Origin of the sequence: Bradyrhizobium cenepequi, assembly GCF_020329485.1 — a bacterium.
In the GTDB taxonomy this organism is placed as follows: Bacteria; Pseudomonadota; Alphaproteobacteria; order Rhizobiales; family Xanthobacteraceae; genus Bradyrhizobium; species Bradyrhizobium cenepequi.
Genome location: NZ_JAGKJI010000006.1, coordinates 188,242 through 213,439 on the forward strand (window position 1 = coordinate 188,242; position 25,198 = coordinate 213,439).

Here is a 25,198-nt window from a genome sequence, read left to right on the forward strand (position 1 = left end):
TCAATCGGTGTCGCCGCCGAAGGCGCCATGGCGGCCGGTGCCGGAGGCGAAGCGGGTGGCGCCGGCGAGCGTTTCGCCTGACGCGATGACTTCGAGCCCGCCGCGCATTTCGTTGAGTATAGCTTCTTCCTCCTCGAGGTCCCATTGCCGCAGCGCTGACAGGCGGTCCGCGCGCAGGCATTGTTGCGGGAAGCGCGCGATCTCCTTGGCGAGCGCTATCGCATGCGCGCGGGCCTCGCCCTTGGGAACCAGGCGATTGGCGAGGCCCATCCGCTGCGCCTCCGGTCCGCCGACCGCGCGCCCGGTCAGGATCAGGTCCATCGCCTGGGAATGGCCGATCAGGCGCGGCAGGCGGATGGTGCCGAGATCAATCAGTGGCACGCCGAAGCGTCGGCAGAAGACACCGAATGTCGCGTCTTCAGCGGCTACCCGCATGTCCGCCCACAACGCCAGCTCCAGGCCGCCAGCGACGGCAAATCCTTCGACCGCGGCAATGACCGGCTTTGAAAGCCGCAACCTGCTGGGCCCCATCGGCGCGATCGACTTGTGTCCGCCGATCTCGCGCTTCCTGGCAGGATCGCCCGCGGCAACCGCCTTCAGGTCGGCACCGGCGCAGAAGGTGCCGCCGGTGCCGGTGAATACAGCCACCGACGTAGTCTCATCGGCATCGAAGGCGAGGAAAGCGTCGTAGAGTTTGCGGGCGGTGGCGCCGTCGACGGCGTTGCGGCAATGCGGGCGGTTGATGGAGACAATGGTCACAGGACCATCGCGTTCGACGAGCACGCTGTCGGCCTCGCTCATGTTTCGCTCCCTTGGTTTTGTCTGCCGGCAGCTTCGCATTGGGGACAAGGGCGATGCAACAAGAGCGAGGACGGGTGCCACGAGCGTCATTGCGAGCAGAGCGAACCAATCCATGCCTCCGCATGTGGAGAGATGGATTGCTTCGCTGCGCCCGCAATGACGAGCGGCTAGATCTCGAGGTCTGACCCCGTCACGCGCCGATAGGCTTCGAGGTAGCGCTTGCTGGTCGCCTCCACCACGCTTGCCGGCAATGGCGGCGCCGGCGCTTCGCCGTTCCAGCGGCCGGCGCGGCGCTCAGTGTCGAGATAGTCGCGCAAGGGCTGCTTGTCGAAGCTCGGCTGCGGCTGGCCCGCCTTGTAGACATCGACCGCCCAGAAGCGCGAGGAGTCCGGCGTCATCACCTCGTCGATCAGGATGATCCGCCCATCCTGGTCGCGCCCGAATTCGAACTTGGTGTCGGCGATGATGATGCCGCGCTCGCGGCTGACCTTTTCGCCGTAGGCATAGACCGTGCGCGCCATCCACTCCAGCGTGTCGGCAACCTCGCCGCCGACGATTTCACGCACGCGGGCCACCGTGATGTTCTCGTCATGCCCGGTCTCGGCCTTGGTTGCCGGGCTGAAGATCGGTGGCTCCAGCCTGGCGCTCTCGACCAGACCCGGTGGCAGCTTCTCGCCGGCGAGCGTGCCGTGCGCGGCATATTCCTTCCAGGCCGAGCCCGAGATGTAGCCGCGGATCACGCATTCGATCGGGAAGACGATGGTGCGCCGGCACAGCATCGCGCGCCCCACGATCTCGGCGCGATGCGCTTTCAGTGCGGGCACCTCGCGGATGATCTCGTCGGCATCGGCGCTGATCATGTGATGCGCAACGGTGTTTTCGAGCTGGCGAAACCACCATGCGCTGATCTGCGTCAGCACCGCGCCCTTCATCGGGATGGTCTCGGCCATCACCACGTCGAACGCCGAGATACGATCGGTGGTGAGTAGCAGCACGCGGTCGTCGCCGGCGTCATAGATATCGCGAACCTTGCCGCGGCCGATCCGCGGCAGGGGCAGGTCACTGGCGCGCATCGCATTCATTGGGTCGGACCTTCAAAGCGGTTGCCCGCTTGATTGCGGGCGACAAAGGGCGAGGAGGAAATAGCTCACTCCGGCAGTGGAATGAACTCATGTTCCTGCGGAACGGAGGTGAAACGCCCGGTTTTCCAGTCCTGTTTGGCCTGCTCGATCCGTTCCTTGCTCGAAGAGACGAAATTCCACCAGATGTGGCGCGGGCCTTCCAGCGCGTCGCCGCCCAGGAACATCATGCGCGTGGGCTGCAGCGCCTTCACCGTGATGCGGTCGCCGGGCCGGAAAATCAGGAGGCGCGGACCTTCATAGCGCTCGTTGGCGATCTCGACTTCGCCGTCGACGAGATAGATCGCGCGCTCCTCGTGATCGGGATCAAGCGGCACGCTGGTGCCGGCTTCTGCCGTGACTTCGGTGTAGAACCAGGGCGAGACCATCTCGACCGGCGAGGCAATGCCGAACGACGAGCCCGCGATGACGCGTGCGGTGAAGCCGCGCTCGGTGATCATGGGCAGGTCGCCGGCAGCATAATGCTGGAACGAGGGCGCGATCTCCTCCTTGGCCTGAGGCAGCGCGATCCAGCTCTGCAGGCCCAGCATTTTCTGTCCATCGCGGCGCTGGACGTCCGGCGTGCGTTCGGAATGGGCGATGCCGCGGCCTGCGGTCATCAGGTTCATCGCGCCGGGCTGGATCTCCTGGATGTTGCCCTCGCTGTCGCGGTGCATGATGCTGCCGTCGAACAGATAGGTGACGGTGGCAAGCCCGATATGCGGATGCGGCCGCACATCCATGCCCTTGCCGGCGAGAAACTGCACCGGTCCGAAATGATCGAAGAAGATGAAGGGGCCGACCATCTGCCGCTTGCCATGCGGCAGCGCGCGCCGCACGGCGAAGCCGTCGCCGAGATCGCGGGTGCGCGGCACAATAACGAGCTCCAGCGCATCGCAGGTCTTGGGATCGCCGAGGATCGGATCGTTGGAGGGAAGCCAGCTCATGAGGGGGACTCCTTTTTTGTTGCCGCAATAATAGCAGGAATCCGCCGCTTGCACGCCATCATCCCCGGCCATCCCGCCGGCGAGGGATTGGTGTCTCTTGCTCGCGCGTCATCGTGGCTTGACTCACGAATCGGCATTAGGGCATGGCATAAGGTTCAAGGTTCCCGCGAGACCATCAGGACATGACCTTCACGTCGTGGCAATTCGGCTTGTTTGCCGCGATCGTATTTGTGGCCTATTACCTTCCGCCGTTCCGGCGGTTTCAGGTCCAGCTCCTGGTGGTCGCGAGCCTGTTCTTCTATGGATACGGCCAGCCTGAGTTGCTGCCGCTGCTCGCGGTCGCGGTCGGTGGGACCTATCTGTTCCTGGCGCTGTCGCTAACTGACCGGCGCTGGCTGCCGGTCGGCATCGTCTTCAACCTCGCCCTGCTCGCCTTCTTCAAATACAAGTTCCTGTTCCTTGATCCAAAGGCGCCGGCCCTCGTCGACAATGCGGCGATCGACTTCCTCTTGCGGCTGCCGTTGCCGATCGGCATTTCCTTTTTCGTCTTCCACAACATCAGTCTTCTGGTCGACCTCACGCGCAGCAAGGCGCTGCGGCCGCCTCTTGCCGACGTCTTCCTCTACATCATCTTCTTTCCGCAGCTCGTCTCCGGGCCGATCACGCGCGCCGGCATGTTCATGCCGCAGATCGTGCCGAAGCAGATTGCCGACGTGCCGTTCGTCGAAGCCACGAAATGGATCATCGCGGGCTTCTTCTTCAAGCTCTTTGTGGCCAACAATCTCAACGAGATGACGGCCTATATGGACTTCCCGCTCTACGAGACGCTGCAAACCCAGGACCGCTGGCTGCTCGTTTTCCTCTACGGCTACCAGATCTACGCCGATTTCTTCGGCTATTCCGCGATCGCGATCGGCCTCGCGCTTCTGTTCGGCTACCGCCTGCCGATCAATTTCGACCTGCCCTATACGTCGCTGTCGTTTTCGGAATTCTGGACCCGGTGGCACATTTCGCTGTCAGCCTGGTTGCGCACCTATCTCTACATTCCCTTGGGCGGCAACCGGCATGGACGTGTCAGAACCTATCTCAACCTGATGATCGTGATGGGGCTCGGCGGCCTCTGGCACGGCGCAGGCTTCAGCTATCTGGCGTGGGGCGTGTTGCACGGGTTGTTCCTGGTGATCGAGCGGCCGTTCCTGCATCTGCTGCAGGCCATCGATTCCGTGCCGCTGCGCCTCTTGCGCATGGGCGTGGTGTTCTTCTGCGTCACCATGGCCTGGATCTTCTTCAAGCTGCCGAACTTCGACCATGCGCTCAGCTATCTCACCGGCATGTTCACGCCGACCACCAATCCGAATCCGCCAAAATTGTTCTACAATCTTGCGCTGCTCTACGCGCTCCCGGTCCTGCTGCAGCATATGCGCATCGCATCGCTGTTCGAGACCGCGCTGATGCGGTGGGAGCCATATGTCTACGGCGCGCTGGTCGCGCTGGCCTATCTGGAGGCGGGGCCCGAGAGCGCCTTCATCTATTTCCAGTTCTGATCGCATGGAGCAGCCGAAACCCACCGCCTGGTTGATCAAGAGCGCCGCCGCGGCAGCGCTGCTGCTGCTTGCCTGCGGCATCGCGACCGCGCGCTTCGGGCACACGCTGCAACTGCCGGCGGCGACCGCGCGCGATGGCGCGCTCGTCACCATGAACCGCTATGTCGACAATCCTGTGCCCGACATCGCGCTGGTGGGTAGCTCGCTGACGGTCCGGCTTGGGGAGGCATATTTCGAGACGCCGCGCGTGCGGAATCTGGCGCTGGCCGGCGGGTCGCCCGTCACCGCGCTCGAGATTCTCGCCAGCCAGCGGCAGCTCCCCAAGCTGATCGTCGTCGAGATCAACATATTGTCCCGCGCGCCCGATGCGGAGTTGGTGAAGCGCTTCTCCTCCAAGGAGGGGCGCGATGCGCTGTTCTTACGTCCCCTCCGGACCGCCATTGCGGCCTACGAGAGCCGGGTGCATGCCCCGGTTACCCACGCCGAGATCGCGGGCAGGCTGAAAAGCTTGCTCGAGCAGCCGCCGAGCAATTTCGACAACCACGTCTATCTGGAGCGGGCGATCGGACAGATGGAGTCCGAAGACCCGAGCGCCGCCGCCAAGGTCAATGTCGAGACGATCGGCCGCCTGATCGAGGTGCTGGAAAAGCGCGGCGCGCGCGTGCTGCTGATGGAAATGCCCTACGCCGCTCCGATCGAGACATCGCTTTATGTCAGGACCACGCGCGAGATCGTCCATCGCGCGTTTCCGGATCAAAGCCGCTGGCTGCCGATCGAGGTCGACCGCAGCGAACTGCGGTGGGATGACGGCGTACACCTTGACGCCCGATCGGCGGTACTGGTGAGCCGCTACCTGGACGGGTGCTTTTCGTCTAGGTTGAGCGATATCCGAGCATCTTCTCGTCCTGGTCAGTAGGAGTCAAAAGCAATGGTTGCTTGGCTCAAGTCCGGCGCAGCGCAGGCGCAATTGCACGGTCCCATGATCGAGACCACGCGGTTGATCTTGCGGCCGTGGAAGGCTTCCGACATCGCGCCGAATACCGCCATGCTGGCCGATCCCGATACGGCGCGATTTATCACCCCCGACCACAAGGCGGTGACCAATGAAACGACTGGCTGGCGCAACGCGGCCATCATCGCCGGGCACTGGGCGCTGCATGGTTTCGGCATGTTTGCGGTCGAAGAAAGATCATCCGGCCGGTACGTTGGCCGCGTGGGTCCTTGGTACCCGCCGGGATGGCCGGGGTTCGAAGTCGGCTGGGGCATCGCCAAGGAATATCGCGGCAAAGGCTATGCGGTCGAGGCCGCGCGCGCGGCCATCGACTGGGTGTTCGCCAACCTTGCGGTCGACCGCATCATTCATTGCATCGATCCGATCAACGCCGCCTCGCAGAGCGTGGCGCGCCGGCTTGGTGCGAAAATCGACGGCCAAGCCCAGTTGAACGGCGATACCGTCGATATCTGGGTGACCGATCGCGGTCGATGGACGGCTTGAGTGCTTACTGCCGTCCCAATTGCGTCGCCTTTTCCACGCGGTCGAAGCGGTCCAGTGACAGGATCGCATCGGCGAACTGGTCGGCGCGGCCGTTCAGGACCGGGCGGGCGAGGGTGAGGAATTTCTGCTGCATCGCCACCGCGTCGGGGAACGAGGTCGGTTCGCCCGAGGGATCGGCATTGAGCCGCTCGTGCACAGCGTCATCGGTGGTGATGCTGACGCGCGCGCCGAACGGATGGGTGCGGCCGACCTCAAGCCGATCGTCCTGCACCACGTCGAACTTGTCGGCGAGCGCATCGATCGCGGCGTCGCCAAGCCGGTTGTAATCGTCCCAGCCGAAGCGGCCCTGGTCGAGGGCAACAGCGCCGGTGAAGAACATCGAGAACTGGCCGCCGACGATCGAGGTCGGATGCCGCTTGGTGGCGGCGTCGCCGGTCAGGGTGATGCCGTTGCGATGCAGGCCGATCTCGACCCGCTTCACCTGATCGGGTGTCAGATTGTGCTCGCGCCGCATCGCGATCAGCGCATCGATCGCCGCATGGGTGTAGCGGCAGCTCGGATAGGGTTTGACGCCGATCTTCATGGTTTCAAAGATGCTGCCGAGCCCCGCAATCGCCTTGTCCGGATGCGCATCGTCGCTGTAGCCGACCAGGAGGCCATGCTTGCCTTCCACCGATTCGACCGAGCCGACGAAATCGTTGCGCGCCAGCGCCGCGGCGATGACGCCGTTCATCGCGGCGGCGCCGACCTGGTAACGCTTGTTCCACGCGCCGTTGATGAGGAACTGCAGCGAGCCCGCGGCCTGGCTGCCGGAGACGCCGAAGGCCGCAATGATCTGCTCCTTCGGCAACCCGAACAGTTTCCCGGCCGCCGCCGCGGCGCCATAGGTGCCGGCGGTCGCAGTCGGGTGGAAGCCGCGCGCGTAATGCGAGGTCGGATCCAGCGCGTTGCCGAGCCGGCAGCAGACCTCATAGCCCGCAACAATCGCTGTCAGCACGTCGCGGCCGGATGCGCCGACCATCTCGCCGACCGCAAACGCGGCCGGCACCACTGGCGCGCTCGGATGCAGCGAGGAATCCGCATGCGTGTCGTCGAAGTCGAGCGAATGGCCGAGCGCGCCGTTGAGCAGCGCCGCGACCGCCGGCGTCCAGGTCTTGCCGTCGCCAAACACGGTGGCTTCGCCCTTGCCGTCCAGCGCCAGCGCTTCCAGCATCTTCAACAGCGAGGGCGTGGATTCGGCTTCGCGCCGCGCCCGGATCGTGCTGCCGAGGAAGTCCAGCGTCAGCACCTTGGCGCGCTGCAATACTTCCGGTGGAATATCTGCAAATTTCAGGTTAGCGACATAGGCGGCGAGCGTTGCGGTTTCGTTGGCCATCGTGTTTCCTCGTTCTGGTTCACAGGGTAGGCGGGCCGGATTTGCGTTTCAAGCCGCCTTCACGCCGCGGGCATCAGCCATGCCGAACGTCAGCCATGGGATCGTCGTGAGCATCAGAGAGTCGGTCGCATGACAACAGCCGCTGCGAAACATGTGCTCGGCTGGATCCGCACCCGGAAGGGGCAATTGGCGCTGGCGGTCAGGGTCACGGTGGCCGCCACGATCGCCTATGCGGTGGCCGTCGCGCTGAACCTCCTGCTGCCGCTCTGGGCGGTGCTGACGTCCCTGATCGTGACCCAGATGAGTGTCGGCCGCTCGCTGAAGGCGACCCGCGACTATATGCTTGGCACCATCGGCGGCGCGATCTATGGCGGCGCCATCGCGCTGCTGATCCCGTATTCCGGGGAGGGCGGCTTGCTGGCTCTGCTGGTGCTGGCGGTCGCGCCTTTGGCCTTCATCGCAGCCATCAACCCCAGCCTCAGTGCGGCCACGGTCACGGCCGTGATCGTGCTGCTGGTCCCGACCATGCATCACGCCGATCCGCTCGCCTCCGCAATCGACCGCGTCAGCGAGGTCGCGGTCGGCGCGGTCACCGGGCTTCTGGTGTCGTTCCTGGTGCTGCCGTCGCGCGCGGTGAGCCAGATCCGTGTCAATGCGGCGCGGGTACTGGAATTGATCGCGGCCGCTTTCACTGAGCTGCTCGCCGGACTGACGCGCGGGCGCGACAATGACGCCCTGCACCGCATCCAGGACGGCATCGGCACCGCGCTGGTCGGCCTGAACGCAACCGGTGCGGAGGCCGAGCGCGAGCGGGCAGCGCATCTATCGTCCGGCCCGGACACCGGGCCGCTGCTGCGGACCATTTTGCGACTACGCCACGATGTCGTGATGATCGGCCGCGCTACCGTCGTGCCGCTGCCCGCGAATGTGCAGGCGCGGCTTGCGGCGCCCCTGTCCGAAGTCAGCAAGGCGATCACGCTCTATCTGCGTTCGGCCGCCGCAGCGTTGCGCATGGGCGCCGGCGCGCCGCCGACTGCGCCTGTTCATGCCGCCCTGCAGCGCTATGCTGGCGAAGTCGCCGCCGTTCGCAGCGAAGGCCTGATCCGCGGCCTGCCCGGTGACATGGCGGAGCGTTTCTTCGCGCTCGGATTCTCGTTGGAGCAGATGCGGCAGAACCTGCTCGATCTCGATCGCGTCGTCGGCGAGTGGTCGGAGATGTCGGTGGCCGCGAGGGAGCCGGCTGAAGACTAGGGCGTGTACTCAAAGGCGACGGCGACACACTCATTGCACGCGCGTTCGCCTGTGGGGCATCGATGCGCCAGAGGCCCCGTGATCTTTTTATAGCTCCGGGTCACCCAAAAGGGTGCAGCGAGGACAGTAACGGTCAGCGGCTTGGCTGAGTTGACGTCTAAACTCTTTCCCAAGCGCTTCTCGCTCCCACGTCGTACCATCGCTCTTGACGAGCTTTCTAGCCCGCGCAAAGGCATGGCTTTCAGCCGCGTCATCACCAATGCGGATCGTGAGATCCAAGTGGAAAGGACATACGGCTATGGCATGGGTCGTTTTCAGCGCGTAGTGCACGGCGGATCCCAAATCATCCGCATAGCTGGTTACAGGCATGCGAGCCTCCTGCTCGGACGAAGCGGGGCTCGGAGTGCCTAGGAGCCCGAGCCCCATAACCTCAACAGCCTTGGACAGGCAGGTTGTTCGGTTACATCGCTTCTTTAGCGCGATAGGCAAACGTGTTCTTGACGTAGCGCAAAGGAAATTCCAGTTGTTGATTGGAGAGCTACGGGCGAAGCGTCTCAGGACAAAGCCCGGCCGCCAATTAAGACAGTCAGGCAAACGCCAATACTTCATGTCCGCCGTGACTATGCCGCACCTGATCCGCCTACCGGCTGGAAACCCGCAGCGCCGCCTCCAATTCTGCAACGATGTCTTGTAGGAGGCCGAGTGCAAGCGGATCAGTGACGTCGCGCTCCATCATGCGGTAGCGCATGATGCGATCTTGAAGCTCTCGTTGTTCCTGGTCGTCGTCCATAACGCGCTCCGCACCTGAACAATGACGCCGGACGAGATCGATGGTTGCGGGGAACCTTGAAAAATTTCAGCCGGAATTGAGGCGTTCCCTTCGGTGTCAACGGGAGTGTTGACGGGGCGGCTGCAATTCAGCCGATGCCATCCACCGGTCTGTCCGAAATGCCCTTTCGATCTGCCGCAGCCTTCGCTCACTCAATTCTCGCTGCCGGTCTTGGCTTGCATTTTTCAGTTGCTCCTGGAGCTGCATCTTTTCCGCTGACAAGAGTTTGTGGAACGTATGGGGGATAAAGCGTTTGCGCTGCATCGCTCTCTCTGCAACGTTAGGCGGGAGAACGACATTGGTCTCTCAGTCACCGGCGCCTGGGGTAGTTTGCCGGTGATGTCGAGTTAACGGATCAATTGATAAGGCAGTTCAAATGGTTCAGTCGAAGGCGCAAAGAAATGATCGAGATCGGAGCAACGGGCGTTCGCGATCCGGCTGAGATTGCCAAGATCGTCCCGAAGGTTGCTCTCCGAACCTTTATTCATAATCAGTGTTGGTTATTTGAGACCGTTGCCCGCCGCTAAAGGCGGCGCATGTTGCGGATAGCCAAAGGCCCCTTGCCCGCTGTTCCACAGCGCTCGCGACGGATAGCCAAGGGCGGCGGTCTCGGCATCTAAACCAAGGGGCGGCGGCCGAAGGCGGTCCTTCATCATCGGGGTTTCCGCCGGAACAAAAAAGGTTCCACTATGCGAAACCGGCTAGCTATCGATCAGGCGACCAGCCGCGCCATTGTGCGAGAGATCGGCGAGAGATTGCGGGCTTCGCTCAAGCCAGAGCCGGAATTGCCGGCGAGTGTTAGGACGCAAATCAACCGGCTCCGGGACTTGGAAGAGCCGTCACCATCGATCATTCCAGCGGCCGACCGTTGGGACAAGCCGAGCCGTTAAGCCGCGTTGGGACAGCACAGATGGCTCGGGCGGAACAGGGGCAAGCCATGTCATCGGTTAAGCTCCGTGCGCATCAAATTTCCGGAGGACTAGAGCATGATCCGGAAAAGTGTGAAGCGGTTTTCCGAAAAGATCATGCTCAAACAACAACCTAAAGCGCGATGATGATTCATCCTCATCTCATCGCGCTTTAGTTCCTTGCATCCGGCCGCGCGCCGCACACGGCGCGCGTTCCTTTCAGAACATTCCGATCAGGATGAAGAAGCCGACCTCGATCAGAAACGTCGTCGACATGATGGCCACGGTCAAGAACACGTCGCCCGCTGAGAAAGGGTTCATGACTGCCTCGCATCTTGCGAAGCCCCGTCATGGAATGCACATGGGCTAGAAAGGTTTCGGTTCCGGACGCGGGAGATGCGAGCGCGCCCGCCTTATCGCATTTCAAGTCCTTTGATCGCCAGAGCTGAAATCTTCGCGGGGTCTTCGACACCTGATTGCGCGATCTTGATGATCTTCTTTGCGATCATTTCCGTTAGAGGGTCGTCGCGATCCTTGACGCAGAGGGTACGCAACGCGCGCTCGTAAGCCGCTGTGATGCGGCTGATCTCCTCCGGCTTCACGCCGGAGTTTTGCAATAGTCGATAAATGGCCAACTCTCACCGCCCAAGCCCATGCCGGTGAGCGAGGAAACCATAGTATAGGAACCCTGTATACGGTCGGAGAACTACGGGTGCTTGCCGCCCCGGCCGTGGTGTTTCCCACCCGGCCGCCATGGCTACTGCTTCTGCTCGCGCGCAGCAGTGCCACTCTCGTCCTTGCTGGAAAGAGACAAGTCCTCGCCTCGCTCGTTGAGGTCGGCGGCCTTCTCGACCAACGCGGCCGTCAGGTTGGGGTCGGAAGTCGATTTTGCAAAACGGAGCAGCGTCGCTGCCGCTTCGCGAGCATACTTGCCTCTCACGATCCAATGTCCGCGCTTTTCCCGGCGCACTCATGACGCGTGACAAGGCCATTCGTTCCACGGCAACTGTCCTGCACGCCCTGCTCTGCGGCGCGGGGTTCATGAGTACGCGCCCTAGCGCGCGATGCGGTTAGGGCGAAGCTAAAGCACGACCTGCCGCAGCATCGCGGCCACGACCAGACGGTGAAAGGGCAGGATGATCGCGAGGTAGGTCCGGCCGAGCCAATTATGCGTCCGCACCAGCGTGGTGGTGGTGACCTCCTGGCCGCTGGCACGAGCGACAACATCGACCACGACGCGAAAATCGAGATGGCTGTCGTTGAAACCTGCCACCAGCCGTTCCTGCGTCTCGCTGAGAACCGGAAAGATTCCGACCATGCCATGCGATGCCTTGTCGCCTTCGCCCGACGTCTTCAGGCCAAGCGGCGCGACAATCAGATTGCGTAACCGCAGCAGCGCTTCGATCCAGCGCTGGCGGCGCGCAAACATCTTCTCGGCCGCCCTGCGCGCATCGAGTGTGGTGCCGTCGACGGTGATACGAAAGGCGTCGATGAACTCTGCGCCCGCGAGCAGCGGGCCGGGATCGATATCGGGCGTGACCTCGCGTGCTCTCATCGCAAGGCCAATCGATTGCTCAGCAGGCGGAAACGCAGGATGAGCATGATGGCATAGGCCGCGGTTCCGGCCGACAGCCCGATCCAGATGCCGACTGCGCCGAGCGTGGTCGCAAATCCCAGCAGGCAGGCGGAGGTGAAGCCGATCAGCCAATAGCTGATCGTGGCGAACAGCAGCGGCAAGCGCGTATCGTTCATGCCGCGCAATGCGCCAGCCGCAACCGTCTGCACGCCATCGGCGATGAAGAACGTCGACCCGACCAGGAGCAGCGAGGCCGTCAATTGGGCAGTTGCTTCCGCGGCTTCGCCGAGGAAGATCTCGGCGATCGCGAATCGTCCGAAGATGATGAAGAGCGTCATCGCCGACATGAAGGCGATCCCGAGACCGGTTGCGACCAGCCCTGCGCGTTTGACGGCGGGCGCATCGGTGCGTCCGACCGCATGGCCGACACGGACGGTCGCGGCCATGCCGATGCCGAACGGCACCATGAACAGGATGGCCGCGATCTGCAGCGCAATCTGATGCGCGGCCAGTGCGGCCGTCGAGATCAACCCCATCAACAGCCCGGCGGCGCCGAACAGGCCATATTCCAGCAGGAAGGACACTGAGATCGGCGCGCCGACAATGACGAGTTGCCGCATCAAGGGCCAGTCGACGCGCCAGACATTCCCGAGCACCTGATACTTTCGGAATGGCTGGCGGCGGTAAGCAAACCACAGGCCGGCGAGGAAGGTGGCCAGATTGACGATCGAGGTGGCAATGCCTGTCCCAAACAGCCCGAGCGGTGGCAATCCCCAACCACCATAGAGCAGGAGATAAACCAGCAGTGCATTGGCCGGGATCGCCGCGAGCGTGATCCACAGGATCGGCTCGGGCCGGTTGACCGCGCTCATGAAGCCGCGGATCGCAATGAACCACAGCGCCGGCAGCATGCCCCAGGCGAGGCCGAACAGATATTGCTGTGCAAGTTGCGCGGTCGTGGCGGCCTGGCCGAGCGCCAGCAGGATCTGCTCGCCGCGGAATGGCAGCACCATCAGCGGCAGCGTGATGAACAGTGCAGCCCACAGCCCGACGCGGAGCGAGCGCCGAACCATGCGCGGATCGCGCGCGCCAAAGGCTTGCGCCGCCAGCGGGGCGACGGCTGACATCAGGCCCATGCCGAACGTGAAACTGACGAAATAGACCGTTCCGGCCAATGCCGCCGCGGCGACGGCCTCGTCGCCGAGCCGGCCGATGAAGGCGAGGTCGGTCGTCATCATCGCGATCTGGCCAAGCTGCGTCAGCGCCATCGGCACCGCAAGGCGGAGGGTCTCACTGAGCTCGTCGCGCAAATGATGGTGAGGCGCACGCGTGACCACGCGTGGCGCCATCGAAGCGCGTTCGATGTTCTCAGATGTGGTCATGGGGAGAGATTAGCACTGCCGCGGGCCAAAAAGGTGGCAGAAAAGGCAGTTATCTGGCCGCAGTGCTGTAGCCCGGGCGGAGCGCCAACGTAACCCGGGACCGCTCGTAGACGTTGATGCAGTTATCCCGGGTTGCGCTGCGCTCCACACCCGGGCTGCGAGGCTCACCTCTCCCGCTTGCGGGGGAGGTCGGCGCACCCGGATCGGCGCTTCGCGCCGTCCGAGTACAGGCTCCGCGCCGGGTGGGGGCTCTCTCCGCTGGGGGACTGTCGGGAATCATGCCGGTCCAACCCTGTGGAGGCACCCTCACCCCAACCCTCTCCCCCAAGCAAGCGGGAGAGGGGGCGCAGCATCCATCGCGGATGCGGTTACGCCTTAATTGCCTGGCCGTAGCGGCAGGCCCTTGGCATCGGTGGGAACCGGGCCCGTCTCGAAATTGCCGGCCGACTGCCTGATCGCGCTGATTTCACGCTGCTGGGCCTCGATGAAGCCGTCAGCAATCTGCCCGACGCTGGGGTCGCGGACGTGCGCCCGCTCGCTGGTCAGGAGCGCCGCCGAATGGTGCGGAATCACGACCGGGATACCCGCAGCGCTGCCCGGGGTTTCGAAACTGCGCGCGAGCCAGAGCGAAATCGTCAGCGCTGCGACTGCTGCTGCGGCAATGGTGAGATTGGCGGCGTCGCCGCCGGTGATCTGGAGAAATCTTGGCAGACGAACGCGCATGGTCGCACCTGCCTATGGGAGACTGCAGTGCAACGGGCAGGTCGGCCGATTGTTCCAATCTAACGCACGCGTTCGGGCACGCGGGTGATCCTGGCGCCGAGCGCGTTCAGCCGCTCCTCGATCCGCTCGTAGCCGCGCTCGATCTGGTCGGCATTGTTGATGGTGGAGGTGCCCTCGGCGCAGACCGCCGCAAGCAGCATCGCCATGCCGGCGCGGATGTCGGGGGAGGTCATCGGCGCGCCGCGCAGCCGGCTTGGGCCCGCGACGATGGCGCGATGCGGGTCGCACAGCACGATCCGCCCGCCCATCGCGATCAGCTTGTCGACGAAGAACATCCGCGATTCGAACATTTTCTCGAACATCAGGATCACGCCGTCGCATTGGGTCGCGGTGACGATCGCGATCGACATCAAATCGGCGGGGAAGGCCGGCCAGGGCTGGTCCTCCAGTTTCGGCACATGGCCGCCGAAATCGTCGTGGATCTTCATGGTCTGGCCGGAGGGCACGACGAGGTCGTCGTCCTCGACGCCGCAGACGATGCCGAGCCGCTCAAAACCCATCCGAATCGAGCGCAGATGTTCGACGCCGGCCCGCGCGATGCGCAGCGGCGAGCGCGTCACCGCGGCAAGCCCGATCAGCGAGCCGACCTCGATGTGATCGGGTTGGATCGCGTAGTGCGTGCCGCCAAGCGTGGCGGGGCCGTGCACGATGATGGTGTTGGTGCCGATGCCCTCGATCTTGGCGCCGAGCGCGACCAGGAAATGCGCGAGATCCTGCACATGCGGCTCTGACGCAGCGTTGCGCAAGTAGGTGGTGCCGCGGGCGGCCACCGCTGCGACCAGCGCGTTCTCGGTCGCCGTGACGCTGGGCTCGTCCAGGAACACGTCGGCGCCCTTCAGGCGCGAGGCGCGGAACTCAAGCCGATGGGTTGCGGTGACGCTTGCCCCTAACTGCTCGAAAGCAAGGAAATGCGTGTCGAGGCGCCGCCGGCCGATCACGTCGCCGCCGGGTGGGGGCAATGCGACCTCGCCGCAGCGGGCGAGCAGGGGCCCCGCGAGCAGGATCGAGGCGCGGATCCGCGCGCACAGTTCCGGATCGAGATCGGCCGCGCGGATCTCCTTGGCGTGGATCAGAAGTGTGTTGCGCTCGGTCCACTCGGCCGCGGCGCCGACGGAGCGGGCCAGCTCGACCAGCGTCTCCGTGTCGCGAATCCGCGGCACGTTCGTCAGCGTCACCGGATGCTCGGTCAGCAGCGCCGCCGCGATGATCGGCAGCGCCGCATTCTTGTTGCCGGCCGGCTCGATCGTGCCGGAGAGCCGGTGGCCGCCCTCGACGATATATTGAATGGGCGCCACGTTGTCCTCGACGGGTTGGTTGGTTCACTCGCGGAAGATTCCGTAACGGAATCAATGGGCAGTTCGAGCGACATACCACATAAGGCTCGTCGAAGTCATGCAATTAACGATTCGCCGTTCGCAGCGGTCGCCTCATCGCCACTGCCCTGGCCGTCAGGCCGGGACCGTGGCTGCCTGTTCAATGAGTCCGCTTTCTTTCAGCTCCTGCCAGAATTCCGCGGGGATCTTGGCCTGCATCGAATTGTAGTCCTCGAGGATTTGCCGGTGGCTGCTCGCGCCCACGACCAAGGCGACGACGACGTCAGGGGCTGATGAAAATCGCAATGCTGCCGTCCGCAGATCGACGCCGTGGCGGGCCGCCACTGCGCGCAGCCGGTCACGCTTCTCGATATGGGCGGGAGAGATCTTGTAGTTGTTCGGCCCGTAATTGTAGCGCGGACTGCCGGAGATGAAACCTGCGTTCAGCGCTGAGCCGATCACCAGCGACACGTTCTTGTCCCGCACCGCCGGGAACACCTGATTGACGGCGTTGGCGTGATCGATCAGCGAGTATTGCGAGGCGCACAGGCAGACATCGGGATCGGCAACGTCGATGACGCGCAGGATCGGCTCGGGACAATTCACGCCGATGCCCCACGCCTTGATGATGCCTTCCTCGCGCATGCGCGAGAGCACCGGAAACGCGCCGCGCTCGGCGATGGCGAACTGCTCCTGCCATGAGGTCGGGAAGTATGGAAAATCAGGCGAGATGTCGTGAACGAACGCCACGTCGAGGCTGTCGACGCCAAGCCGCTGCAGACTGTCCTCGATCGAACGGCGAACACCGTCGGCGGTGTAGTCGTAGGTGACATCATTCGGCGAGTCCGTCAGTGGAAAGATCTCGGCATGCCGGTTGTTCTTCGAGGCCTTGAAGAGTTTGCCGACCTTGGACGACAGCACGTAGTCGCCGCGCGGCTTGTTGTGCAGGAAATGGCCGAAGCGGCGCTCGGACAGGCCGAAACCATACCAGGGAGCTACATCGAAATAACGCACGCCGGCGCTCCAGGCCGCCTCAAGGGTCGCCTCGGCATCCTCGTCCGTGACCTTGTTGAACTCGTTGCCAAGCGGGACGCCGCCGAGCCCGAAGCGGAACTGCGGCTTGAAAAGTTGTGTGGCCCGATTTGCCTGTGCCATGCGATTGTCTCCTTTGCTATCGGTGGCGGCTGTAACCAATGACGGTGCTGCGAGCGTGCCGACTGCTGCTGCGGCGACGGTGAGGAAATTCCTGCGGCTGCCGGTTCGTTTCGTCATCACGTGTCTCCTTCGGTCGTGCGGGGCGCCGAGAACGTGGCTCCATGCTCGACGCCTCTCCTTGATGCTTGAGTATGGGTCGTAAAACGGTGCCCACCAGGGTAGGTTTGTTGAGTACAGCTCAACGACGCCTTGAGGGGCCGTTCATGAAGACGTTCGACCGAAACATGCTGGCGGACTTGAACGTGTTTCTGACGATCGTCCGCCGAGGCAGCCTCGCCAAAGCGGGCATCGAACTCGGCGTGAGCACGTCCGCCTTGAGTCATCGGCTGCGCAAGCTGGAGTCGGATTTGGGTGTAAGGCTCCTGCATCGCTCCAGCCGCTCCATCAGGCCGACCGCGGCCGGAGCCTCGCTTGCTGCTGAATTGGAGACCGGGTTCCGCACCATCCACGATGCCTTGACCGGGTTGGAGAACTATCGACGCGTGCCGGTTGGGCGGCTTCGCCTCAACGTTCTCCGAGACGCCGCGCGCCTCGTTCTTGGTCCTGTGCTGCCGCGTTACTGCGAGGAGTTTCCGGGCATGCACCTCGACGTGACCGTCGAGGACCGCATGGTCGAGATCATCGCAGAGGGTTTTGACGCCGGCATCCGCTACGGCGATCGCGTGCCGCTCGACATGGTGGGGATCGCGCTGACGAAGCCGTTGAAGTGGGTCGTGGTCGGCTCGCCCGAACTGATCGCGCGTGCTGGCCGTCCCGATACGCCCGGCGATCTGCTGCAGCTTCCATGCGTCGAGATGCGCGTCGGCGACAACCGCAACTTTCCCTGGGAATTGGGCAACGGCGATTCGATGATCCGGCTCGATGTCCGAGGGCCCGTCTGCGCCAATGAGACCGAGCACGCGGTCGACATGGCGTTACGCGGCGTGGGATTTGCCTATTGCCTGCAACGGCGGGTCGAAGCGGAAGTCGCATCCAGCGCGCTGGAGATCCTGCTGCCGGAATGGGCCTCGGAAGGCCAACCTTTCACCATCTACTATCCGAGCCGCCGACAACCACCGCCCGGCCTGCGCCAGTTCATCGACCTCACGCGCAGGTGCGAAAAGCTGCCGCCATTGGCGGCGACTGACGCCGGCTAAGACACAAAGCCGCTCCGGCAGTGCGAGCGGCGTGGTTTTGGCGCTGCGCGAGCAAATGGCGGTCGCCTTGGCGAGGTCGCCGCCACAGAAATTCCGTATATCCGGTCTTTACAGTAATCGCCCTGTCCTGATGGCCCTATCAGGCATTCTCAACATCAGAGTACACTCTCCGTGGCAGGGTGCAGCAGTAAGCTTGAGCGCAATCGCGGTTGACGTGGTGCCTGCGGCGAGCTCTTCGTGTGAAAAGCGGAGCTGGCACGCGGATGGCAAACGGACGTCGTCGGTTGCGGCAGCCCGGATGCGATCCAGAGTGGGACCAGGCCCACGCCTCCGTCAAACAAAGGGCCGTAGATGGGAACCGACCTTGGGGACGGATCGCGCGAGGGGCCGAAGAGCAAAGCACGATCGCTGTCGTGGATCGACGACCCCCGGGGCGCACCGTCCTTGTCCCCGCAGGCCCCGCCGTGGCTCACCGCTGCCGGACCGCGCGGTTTGGGGCGGTCGGCCGGACCGGTAGCTTCGGCCAGCAAATTTCCGCTCGGCCTCACCGTCGCGCTGTTCGCGCTCGCCTTTCTGGTGCAGGCTTGGCCGTGGCTATCCGGGCACGTCACGATTCCCTGGGACGCCAAGTCGCAATTCCTGCCGCCATTGCAATTTCTCGCCACATCGCTGGCGAACGGCCAGTCGCCATTCTGGACGCCCAACGTCTTCGCGGGCTGGCCGCTCATCTCCGATCCGCAGTCGCTGATCTTCTCTCCGCTGCATTTTCTGCTCGCCTGTTTCGATTCGAAGCCGAGCTTTCGTGCGGTGGACGGCCTGACCTTCGTCTATCTGCTGCTTGGTGGCGTCGCCATCATTCTGTATTTCCGGGATCGCGGCTGGCATGCGGCCGGTGCGCTTGTCGCCGCGCTCGCCTTCGCGTTCGGCGGCTCGGCGAATTCACGACTGCAGCATACCGGCCAGATCATCAGCCTGGCCTATCTGCCGTTGACACTGTGGATGCTGTCGCGCGCGCTCGAGCGCTCGTCGTGGCGCGCCGGGCTGGTGGCAGGTGTGTTCGGCGGCCTGCTCGCTTCAGGGCGGGATCAGGTTGCGCTTGTCTCGCTCTACGTGCTCGCCGGCTTCGTCGTGTACCACTGGATCGAGGGTGACGATTGGCGCAAGCGCATGCGCATGAGCTTCAAGCCGCTCGCGGCCTGCTGCCTGGTCGGGATCCTCATCGCCGCCATTCCCGTCACGCTGACGGCGCTGCTGGCCGAGCGCTCGAACCGGCCCGAGATCGGCTGGATGCTCGCCGGTCAGGGATCGCTGCATCCCGCGGATCTCCTGACTCTCGCCTTCGCCGATCTCTATGGTGCGATGGATCCGGCCATCGATTACTGGGGGCCGGCGACGTCGTATTGGAAGACGACGCTTGGCGGTGCGGATCTCTCGCTCGCGCAGAACATGGGCCTGATCTATGCGGGCGCCCTGTTACTCGTCGTCATCCTCTCGTTTGGCATTGTGCGCGGCCTCGCCTGGTCGCGCGACATCCGCTTCTTCTCGATCGCTGCAGGCGTCGCCTTGCTCTACGCGCTCGGCTGGTACACGCCGATCTTCCATGCGATGTATGAATGGGTGCCCGGCGTGATGCTGTACCGGCGGCCCGCAGATGCGACGTTCGTCATCGGGGCGCTGCTCGCCATCATCGCCGGCTATCTCGTGCATCGCTGGCTCGAAGGCACGGTGCCGCAACCCAGCAGGGTGCAGCGGGCGATCGAACTGGCTGTGCCGCTTGTGCTCGTTGCGGTGGCGTTGTGGCTCGCCCACGCGGTCGTGTCCATCGCGCTGGTGATCGTGCCTGTCGTCACCGCGCTCGCCTTCGCCTGCGGCGCCGTCGCCGCTCTGATCTTCGCGCGTCGGCTGAACGGTCTCTCGCCGCTTGCCGCCATGCTGCTGCTCACCTCGTTCTCGGTGGCCGACCTCGCCTGGAACAATGCGCCGCACGTTTCGACAGGGATGGCGAGCTCGACATTCGATGCGGCGCGCCTCGACACCAGGAATGCGACATTGGCGCTCCTGAAATCGAAGCTTGCGGCTGCCTCAGAGCCTGACCGGCGCGATCGCGTCGAACTGATCGGCATCGCCTATCACTGGCCGAACCTGTGCATGATCCACGGCTGCGACCACGTGTTCGGTCACAATCCGCTGCGCCTCAAATGGTTCTACGACGCCACCCGCGTGGGCGATACGGTCGTGGACTATAACCAGCGCCAGTTCTCGCCGCTGTTTCCGTCCTATCGCTCGGTCTTTGCCGATTTGCTCGGCCTGCGCTTCATCGCCGTCGGCGTGCCGGTCGAGAAAATCGACCGATCGCTTGCCCCCGGCGACCTCACGCTGGTCGCGCACACCCCGGACGCCTATGTCTACGAGAATCCCCGCGCGCTGCCGCGTGTGATGGTGGTCTCCGATTGGCGCATCGCGGACTTCGATCAGCTTCTCGCCAACGGCTGGCCAGCGGACGTCGATCCGCGCCGCACCGTCCTGCTCAAACGCGCACCTGCGCTGCCGCGCGCAAGCGCAGCCGGCGCGGTGCCCGGCACGGCGCGCTTGACCCGCTATGAGAATACGGAAGTCGATGTCGAGGTCGACGCCCCGTCAGGCGGCCTGCTGCTGCTCAACGACGTCTGGCATCCGTGGTGGCGTGTAACTGTGGATGGCAGGCCGCGTGAGATCTTGAGAGCCAACGTCATCTTTCGCGCCGTCGCACTTCCGCCGGGACACCACACGGTGCGCTTCACGTTCCATCCATTCGCAGGAGCCTTCGCCGAGCTCGTGGGCCGGTTCCGCCACACGCATTGACTGGGCTCTGCCTTCGTTCGCGAAGGCGTCAGATGTCGATGGTCGCACTTAGCGAATTTTCCTGGATGAAGTCACGGCGCGGCTCGACCACGTCGCCCATCAGCTTGGTGAAGATGTCGTCGGCCTCGTCGACCTCCTTGACCTTCACCTGCAACAGCGAGCGCGCATCGGTATCCAGCGTGGTCTCCCAGAGCTGCTCCGGGTTCATCTCGCCGAGGCCTTTGTAGCGCTGCAGGCTCAGGCCCTTGCGGGCCGCATCCGTCACGGCTTCGAACAGGCCGACCGGGCCGTGGATGGCCTGCTCGATATCCTTGCGACGCAGCTTACCCGCGCGGGCATAGATCTCCTGCAGCTTTGACGCGTATTCGTCGAGCCTGCGGGCATCGGCCGAGCCGAGGAATGCGTCGTCGATGATCGCGACGTCCTTGACCCCGCGCACGGTGCGCTCGAACTGGAAACCCTGGCCTTCGACGAACTGGCCAATCCAGCCCCGCTCGACTTCTTCAGCCACCGCGTCCATGCGCTTGGCGATGTCGTCGGCTGCCGCATTGGCGGCGTCGATATCGCGGGTGATCCTCGGGTTCAGGACGCCCGCGATCGCAGCCTGCTCGACCACTGCGCGACTATAGCGGCTGTGCAAATTGCGCAGCACGGCGCGGATGACGCGGGCGTCATCGATCAACGCTCGCAGGTCGAGGCCCTTGCGTTCTTCGCCGGTTCCAAGCGTGAACACGCAATCGTCGAGCCCTGCCTCGATCAGGTAATCTTCCAGCGCGCGTTCGTCCTTCAGATACTGCTCGGACTTGCCGCGCGTGACCTTGTAGAGCGGCGGCTGCGCGATATAGAGAAAGCCGCCGTCGATGATCTCGCGCATCTGGCGATAGAAGAAGGTCAGCAGCAACGTGCGGATATGGGCGCCGTCGACGTCGGCGTCCGTCATCACGATGATCTTGTGATAGCGCAGCTTGTCGATCGAGAAGTCGTCGCTGATGCCGGTGCCGAGCGCGGTGATTAGCGTACCGATCTGCTCAGAGGACAGCATCTTGTCGGGGCGGACGCGCTCGACGTTGAGGATCTTGCCGCGCAGCGGCAGCACCGCCTGGAATTCGCGATTGCGGCCCTGCTTGGCGCTGCCGCCTGCCGAGTCGCCCTCGACGATGAAGAGTTCCGACTTGGCCGGGTCCTTCTCCTGGCAATCGGCCAGTTTTCCCGGCAGCGAGGATATTGCGAGCGGATTCTTGCGGGTCAGTTCGCGCGCCTTGCGCGCGGCCTCGCGGGCGGCCGCAGCCTGGATCACCTTGCCGACGATGACTTTCGCCTCGCTCGGATGCTCCTCAAACCAGGCCGCCAAGGCCTCGTTGATGACATTCTCGACAACGGGGCGCACTTCCGAGGACACCAGCTTGTCCTTGGTCTGCGACGAGAACTTCGGATCCGGCACTTTCACCGAGAGCACGGCGGTGAGGCCCTCGCGGCAGTCGTCGCCGGTCAGCGTGATCTTTTCCTTTTTCGCATTGGCATCCGCATAGCCGTTGACCTGGCGCGTCAGCGCGCCGCGGAAGCCGGCCAAATGGGTGCCGCCGTCGCGCTGCGGAATGTTGTTGGTGAAGCACAGCACGTTCTCGTGGTAGCTATCGTTCCACCACAGCGCGGCTTCGACGGCGATGCCGTTCAACTCCGAACGGACTATGATCGGGTTGGCGACGATCGCCTTCTTGTTGCGGTCGAGATATTTGACGAATTCCTCGACGCCGCCGACATAGTGCATCTCCTCGCGCTTCTCGACCGCATGGCGCATGTCCGAGAGCACGATGTTGACGCCGGAATTGAGGAAGGCGAGCTCGCGCAGGCGGTGCTCCAGCGTCGCGAAATCATATTCGATGTTCTTGAAGGTTTCGGTGGAGGCGAGGAAGGTGACCTCGGTGCCGCGCTTGCCATTGGCATCACCGACCACCTTCAGCGGCGCGATGGAATCGCCATGGGCGAATTCGACATAATGCTCCTTGCCGTCGCGCCAGACGCGGAGCTTCAATGAACTCGACAGCGCATTGACGACGGATACGCCGACGCCGTGCAGGCCGCCGGAAACCTTGTAGGAGTTCTGATCGAATTTACCGCCGGCGTGCAACTGGGTCATGATGACCTCGGCCGCGGAGATGCCTTCGCCCTTGTGGATGTCGACGGGGACACCACGGCCATCGTCGCGCACGGTGACGGAATTGTCGGGATTGAGTACGACCTCGACGCGCGTCGCATGGCCTGCAAGGGCTTCGTCGATGGCGTTGTCGACGACCTCATAGACCATGTGATGCAGGCCGGAACCGTCGTCGGTGTCGCCGATATACATGCCCGGCCGCTTGCGCACGGCATCCAGGCCCTTCAAGACCCGGATCGATTCCGCACCATATTCCACGGGAATGGGATGCTGGCTTTCGGCAGGGGGCTGCCGGGCTGGTTCTGTCATGTGAAGCCTTGAGGTGTCCCGAATCAGCGGCGCAAAACTGAGGGCTGATTACACTACTTGTGCCACGAAAGATGTATCGCGCCTAGCGCAAAGTCTGCGTCTGCAAGCTGTTGAATAAGTAGTATTTTTCTGCCTTTTTTCAAGGCGGTTTCAGGTCGTTTCAAGGGCCGCGAAAAAGCGCGATTCGCGGTCGATTTCAAGGCTACGAGAATCCCGATTTGGAGCGCTTGGAGAGCACCCTCTGGCGGTGCGTCGCGGACCTGCTAGAGAGGGCATCGAAGCAGGCTGACTTCGATGCTTTCTGCTTGTTCCGCGATTTTTCGGATTGTCCGCCTTTGTCCCTGCCTTCCCAGCTCTACCGGCCCGATATCGATGGCCTCCGCGCCATCGCCGTGCTGCTGGTGCTGATCTTCCACGCCTTTCCGGACGCGGCGCCGGGCGGGTTCGTTGGCGTCGACGTCTTCTTCGTGATTTCCGGCTTCCTGATCACCGGTATCATCGCGCGCGAGCTCGATGACAAGCGCTTCAGTATCGCCGGCTTCTATGCCAGGCGCATCCGGCGGATTTTTCCGGCGCTGATCGTCGTGCTCGCGGTTGCGCTGGTGGTGGGCTGGCTATGGATGCTGCCGTCGGCCTATGCGCAACTGGGCAGTGACGTCTTTGCCAGCACCGCGTTCTTCGCCAACATCGCGCTTTTGCTGCAGTCGGGTTATTTCGACGTCGAATCGGCGAAAAAGCCGCTGCTGCATCTGTGGTCGCTCGGCATTGAGGAACAGTTCTACCTGTTCTGGCCGCTGCTGCTGATCGTGGCCGCGCGGCTGCGGCTGAAACTGTTCTGGACCGCCGCGATCCTCGGCGTCGTCTCGTTCGTGCTCAATCTGCTCATGATCGGCGCGAACCCGGTTGCAACCTTTTATCTGCCGTTCACGAGGGCCTTCGAATTGCTCGCTGGTGCCCTGCTGGCGCTGGGCTGGAACCAAACCGGCAAGGCGAGCGCTGCGAGCGATTGGCGCGCGGTTGCGGGTCTTACTCTGATTGCGCTCGCGGTCGGCATGTTCGACAGCCACAGCGCGTTTCCGGGTTGGCGAGCGGCGCTGCCGGTCGCCGGATCCGTGCTGCTCCTGTCGGCGCCCACGGCCCGGCTCAACCGCGCCGTGCTCGCCAGCCGGCCGATGGTATGGATCGGGCTGATCAGCTATCCGCTCTACCTCTGGCACTGGCCGCTGCTGGTGTTCTTCGCGCTGATCAAGTTCAGCCCGCTGACGCTGCTCGAGCGTGGCCTGATCCTGCTGCTCAGCGTGCTGCTCGCCTGGGCGACCTACCGTTACATCGAGAAGCCGCTGCGTTTCGGCGGCTATCGGCCGCGCAAGCTGATTGCGCTCGGCGCCAGCATGGTGCTGCTCGCTGCGCTCGGCGGCGCCGTGGTTTGGGGGCGCGGCTATGATTTCCGCCTGCCGCCAGAAATCCGCGCCATGGCCGGTGTGTCGACACAGTCAGCGCAATGGCGATTCCACCAATGCCTGCTCGATCTCGGCCGGGATACGTCGTTCGCCGATGATTGCGTTGACCGCGACCGCCGCCCGCTGGTCGTGGTCTGGGGCGACTCGACGGCGGGCGCGCTGTTGCCCGGCTTGCGGAAGGCGCAGGAGACGAGAAACTTCGGCATCGCGCAGTTCACCTCGGCGTCCTGCGTCCCCATCCTGAACGTCGACGTATCAGGTACGCCCAACTGCCGGGCCATGAACGACAAGGTGTTCTCACTGATCCGCGATGTCAGGCCCGACATCGTGCTGATGCACGGCACCTGGGATCGATATCCGGATAAGATCGCCGAGACCGCCGCGGCGCTGAAGCGCGACACCGGCGCCCGCGTGGTCGTGCTTGGTGCAGTGCCGACCTGGCGGCGCGGGCTGCCGAATGAAGTGCTACGCTACTTCCTGCTCTATCACGGCCTGATCCCGGCGCGTTGGAGCGGCGGCGTGACCAGTGGATGGTTCGACGCGGTGATGCGCGAGCAGCTTGCGCTCGCCGGCGCCGAATTCGTCTCCGCCTGGGATGTGCTCTGCAATGGTGACGGCTGCCTGACGCGGATCGGCGACAGCGCCGGCGATATCACTGCAAGCGACGGCATTCACCTCACCGAAAAAGGCTCGACCTATCTCGTTGACGTGGTGATCGACCGCGTGCTCGATGGGCCCAAAGCAGGTAAGCTGCGATAGC

At 63.7% G+C, this 25,198-nt stretch carries 21 protein-coding genes; 7 read left to right on the top strand and 14 right to left on the bottom strand.

The features are described from left to right. The 3 genes from J6497_RS10355 to J6497_RS10365 form a co-directional block, all read right to left on the bottom strand. Window positions 1-801, bottom strand: coding sequence for a crotonase/enoyl-CoA hydratase family protein (locus J6497_RS10355; protein ID WP_225704155.1), 801 nt, complete (start codon window positions 799-801; stop codon window positions 1-3). Window positions 802-968: 167 nt separating this feature from the next. Then, a complete protein-coding gene (locus J6497_RS10360) occupies window positions 969-1,883 on the bottom strand; it encodes a phosphoribosylaminoimidazolesuccinocarboxamide synthase (protein ID WP_225704156.1) in 915 nt (304 codons plus the stop codon). Window positions 1,884-1,948: 65 nt separating this feature from the next. Further along, entirely contained in the window at window positions 1,949-2,866 is a 918-nt protein-coding gene (locus J6497_RS10365; RefSeq protein WP_225704157.1) for a pirin family protein, read from the bottom strand. A gap of 182 nt (window positions 2,867-3,048) precedes the next feature. Here J6497_RS10365 and J6497_RS10370 point away from each other — a divergent pair, with 182 nt between their 5' ends. From J6497_RS10370 to J6497_RS10380, 3 genes are read left to right on the top strand one after another with little or no spacing between them, the layout of a single operon-like run. Beyond that, window positions 3,049-4,410 carry an MBOAT family O-acyltransferase gene (locus J6497_RS10370; protein WP_225704158.1) on the top strand — a complete coding sequence of 454 codons (1,362 nt, stop codon included), beginning with the start codon at window positions 3,049-3,051 and terminating at the stop codon, window positions 4,408-4,410. A 4-nt stretch (window positions 4,411-4,414) separates the two neighbouring features. Beyond that, window positions 4,415-5,326 carry a hypothetical protein gene (locus tag J6497_RS10375; RefSeq protein ID WP_225704159.1) on the top strand — a complete coding sequence of 304 codons (912 nt, stop codon included), beginning with the start codon at window positions 4,415-4,417 and terminating at the stop codon, window positions 5,324-5,326. Window positions 5,327-5,338: 12 nt separating this feature from the next. After that, window positions 5,339-5,905 (top strand): GNAT family N-acetyltransferase, encoded by a 567-nt coding sequence (locus J6497_RS10380; RefSeq protein ID WP_225704160.1) that lies wholly within the window; start codon window positions 5,339-5,341, stop codon window positions 5,903-5,905. A gap of 4 nt (window positions 5,906-5,909) precedes the next feature. Here the strand turns inward: J6497_RS10380 and J6497_RS10385 are convergent, their stop codons facing one another. Then, complete coding sequence (locus J6497_RS10385) at window positions 5,910-7,280, bottom strand: MmgE/PrpD family protein (RefSeq protein ID WP_225704161.1); 1,371 nt, start codon at window positions 7,278-7,280, stop codon at window positions 5,910-5,912. A 129-nt stretch (window positions 7,281-7,409) separates the two neighbouring features. On the opposite strand from J6497_RS10385, the gene J6497_RS10390 reads away from it, so the two are divergent. Continuing rightward, window positions 7,410-8,531 (top strand): FUSC family protein, encoded by a 1,122-nt coding sequence (locus J6497_RS10390; protein ID WP_225704162.1) that lies wholly within the window; start codon window positions 7,410-7,412, stop codon window positions 8,529-8,531. A gap of 87 nt (window positions 8,532-8,618) precedes the next feature. Here the strand turns inward: J6497_RS10390 and J6497_RS10395 are convergent, their stop codons facing one another. The 9 genes from J6497_RS10395 to J6497_RS10435 all read right to left on the bottom strand — a co-directional run bounded on the left by J6497_RS10395 (window position 8,619) and on the right by J6497_RS10435 (window position 16,594). Continuing rightward, a complete protein-coding gene (locus J6497_RS10395) occupies window positions 8,619-8,900 on the bottom strand; it encodes a hypothetical protein (protein ID WP_225704163.1) in 282 nt (93 codons plus the stop codon). A gap of 271 nt (window positions 8,901-9,171) precedes the next feature. Next, window positions 9,172-9,321, bottom strand: coding sequence for a hypothetical protein (locus J6497_RS10400; protein WP_225704164.1), 150 nt, complete (start codon window positions 9,319-9,321; stop codon window positions 9,172-9,174). A 1,360-nt stretch (window positions 9,322-10,681) separates the two neighbouring features. Then, a complete protein-coding gene (locus J6497_RS10405; RefSeq protein ID WP_225704165.1) occupies window positions 10,682-10,870 on the bottom strand; it encodes a hypothetical protein in 189 nt (62 codons plus the stop codon). Between the two features lie 155 nt (window positions 10,871-11,025). Further along, window positions 11,026-11,208: a hypothetical protein gene (locus J6497_RS10410; protein WP_225704166.1), complete on the bottom strand. Its 183-nt coding sequence runs from the start codon at window positions 11,206-11,208 to the stop codon at window positions 11,026-11,028. Between the two features lie 141 nt (window positions 11,209-11,349). Continuing rightward, window positions 11,350-11,823: a DUF2867 domain-containing protein gene (locus J6497_RS10415; RefSeq protein ID WP_225704167.1), complete on the bottom strand. Its 474-nt coding sequence runs from the start codon at window positions 11,821-11,823 to the stop codon at window positions 11,350-11,352. Next, window positions 11,820-13,226 carry an MATE family efflux transporter gene (locus J6497_RS10420; protein ID WP_376708191.1) on the bottom strand — a complete coding sequence of 469 codons (1,407 nt, stop codon included), beginning with the start codon at window positions 13,224-13,226 and terminating at the stop codon, window positions 11,820-11,822. Before J6497_RS10420 ends, J6497_RS10415 begins: the two co-directional genes overlap by 4 nt. A 375-nt stretch (window positions 13,227-13,601) precedes the next feature. Continuing rightward, a complete protein-coding gene (locus tag J6497_RS10425; protein ID WP_225704168.1) occupies window positions 13,602-13,949 on the bottom strand; it encodes a DUF305 domain-containing protein in 348 nt (115 codons plus the stop codon). Window positions 13,950-14,008: 59 nt separating this feature from the next. Then, entirely contained in the window at window positions 14,009-15,304 is a 1,296-nt protein-coding gene (murA, locus tag J6497_RS10430) for a UDP-N-acetylglucosamine 1-carboxyvinyltransferase (RefSeq protein ID WP_225704169.1), read from the bottom strand. A 153-nt stretch (window positions 15,305-15,457) separates the two neighbouring features. Continuing rightward, complete coding sequence (locus J6497_RS10435; RefSeq protein ID WP_225704170.1) at window positions 15,458-16,594, bottom strand: aldo/keto reductase; 1,137 nt, start codon at window positions 16,592-16,594, stop codon at window positions 15,458-15,460. Window positions 16,595-16,740: 146 nt separating this feature from the next. Between J6497_RS10435 and J6497_RS10440 the strand changes: the two genes are divergently transcribed. Together J6497_RS10440 and J6497_RS10445 are read left to right on the top strand one after the other, a co-directional pair. After that, entirely contained in the window at window positions 16,741-17,673 is a 933-nt protein-coding gene (locus J6497_RS10440) for a LysR family transcriptional regulator (RefSeq protein WP_225704171.1), read from the top strand. Window positions 17,674-18,117: 444 nt separating this feature from the next. After that, window positions 18,118-20,514: a glycosyltransferase family protein gene (locus J6497_RS10445; RefSeq protein ID WP_225704172.1), complete on the top strand. Its 2,397-nt coding sequence runs from the start codon at window positions 18,118-18,120 to the stop codon at window positions 20,512-20,514. Between the two features lie 28 nt (window positions 20,515-20,542). Here the strand turns inward: J6497_RS10445 and gyrB are convergent, their stop codons facing one another. Next, the gene (gene gyrB, locus J6497_RS10450; protein WP_225704173.1) at window positions 20,543-22,978 is read right to left on the bottom strand and encodes a DNA topoisomerase (ATP-hydrolyzing) subunit B; all 2,436 of its coding nucleotides are present in this window, start codon (window positions 22,976-22,978) and stop codon (window positions 20,543-20,545) included. A 335-nt stretch (window positions 22,979-23,313) separates the two neighbouring features. On the opposite strand from gyrB, the gene J6497_RS10455 reads away from it, so the two are divergent. Next, complete coding sequence (locus J6497_RS10455; RefSeq protein WP_225704174.1) at window positions 23,314-25,197, top strand: acyltransferase family protein; 1,884 nt, start codon at window positions 23,314-23,316, stop codon at window positions 25,195-25,197. The last annotated feature ends 1 nt before the right edge of the window (window position 25,198 follow it).

Coding starts and splice junctions, on each gene's coding strand:
- J6497_RS10425 (WP_225704168.1), bottom strand. CDS start 13,949: ATGCGCGTTCGTCTGCCAAGATTTCTCCAGATCACCGGCGGCGACGCC.
- J6497_RS10400 (WP_225704164.1), bottom strand. CDS start 9,321: ATGGACGACGACCAGGAACAACGAGAGCTTCAAGATCGCATCATGCGC.
- gyrB (WP_225704173.1), bottom strand. CDS start 22,978: ATGACAGAACCAGCCCGGCAGCCCCCTGCCGAAAGCCAGCATCCCATT.
- J6497_RS10385 (WP_225704161.1), bottom strand. CDS start 7,280: ATGGCCAACGAAACCGCAACGCTCGCCGCCTATGTCGCTAACCTGAAA.
- J6497_RS10375 (WP_225704159.1), top strand. CDS start 4,415: ATGGAGCAGCCGAAACCCACCGCCTGGTTGATCAAGAGCGCCGCCGCG.
- J6497_RS10440 (WP_225704171.1), top strand. CDS start 16,741: ATGAAGACGTTCGACCGAAACATGCTGGCGGACTTGAACGTGTTTCTG.
- J6497_RS10365 (WP_225704157.1), bottom strand. CDS start 2,866: ATGAGCTGGCTTCCCTCCAACGATCCGATCCTCGGCGATCCCAAGACC.
- J6497_RS10380 (WP_225704160.1), top strand. CDS start 5,339: ATGGTTGCTTGGCTCAAGTCCGGCGCAGCGCAGGCGCAATTGCACGGT.
- J6497_RS10420 (WP_376708191.1), bottom strand. CDS start 13,226: ATGACCACATCTGAGAACATCGAACGCGCTTCGATGGCGCCACGCGTG.
- J6497_RS10360 (WP_225704156.1), bottom strand. CDS start 1,883: ATGAATGCGATGCGCGCCAGTGACCTGCCCCTGCCGCGGATCGGCCGC.
- J6497_RS10355 (WP_225704155.1), bottom strand. CDS start 801: ATGAGCGAGGCCGACAGCGTGCTCGTCGAACGCGATGGTCCTGTGACC.
- J6497_RS10395 (WP_225704163.1), bottom strand. CDS start 8,900: ATGCCTGTAACCAGCTATGCGGATGATTTGGGATCCGCCGTGCACTAC.
- J6497_RS10435 (WP_225704170.1), bottom strand. CDS start 16,594: ATGACGAAACGAACCGGCAGCCGCAGGAATTTCCTCACCGTCGCCGCA.
- J6497_RS10415 (WP_225704167.1), bottom strand. CDS start 11,823: ATGAGAGCACGCGAGGTCACGCCCGATATCGATCCCGGCCCGCTGCTC.
- J6497_RS10370 (WP_225704158.1), top strand. CDS start 3,049: ATGACCTTCACGTCGTGGCAATTCGGCTTGTTTGCCGCGATCGTATTT.
- J6497_RS10390 (WP_225704162.1), top strand. CDS start 7,410: ATGACAACAGCCGCTGCGAAACATGTGCTCGGCTGGATCCGCACCCGG.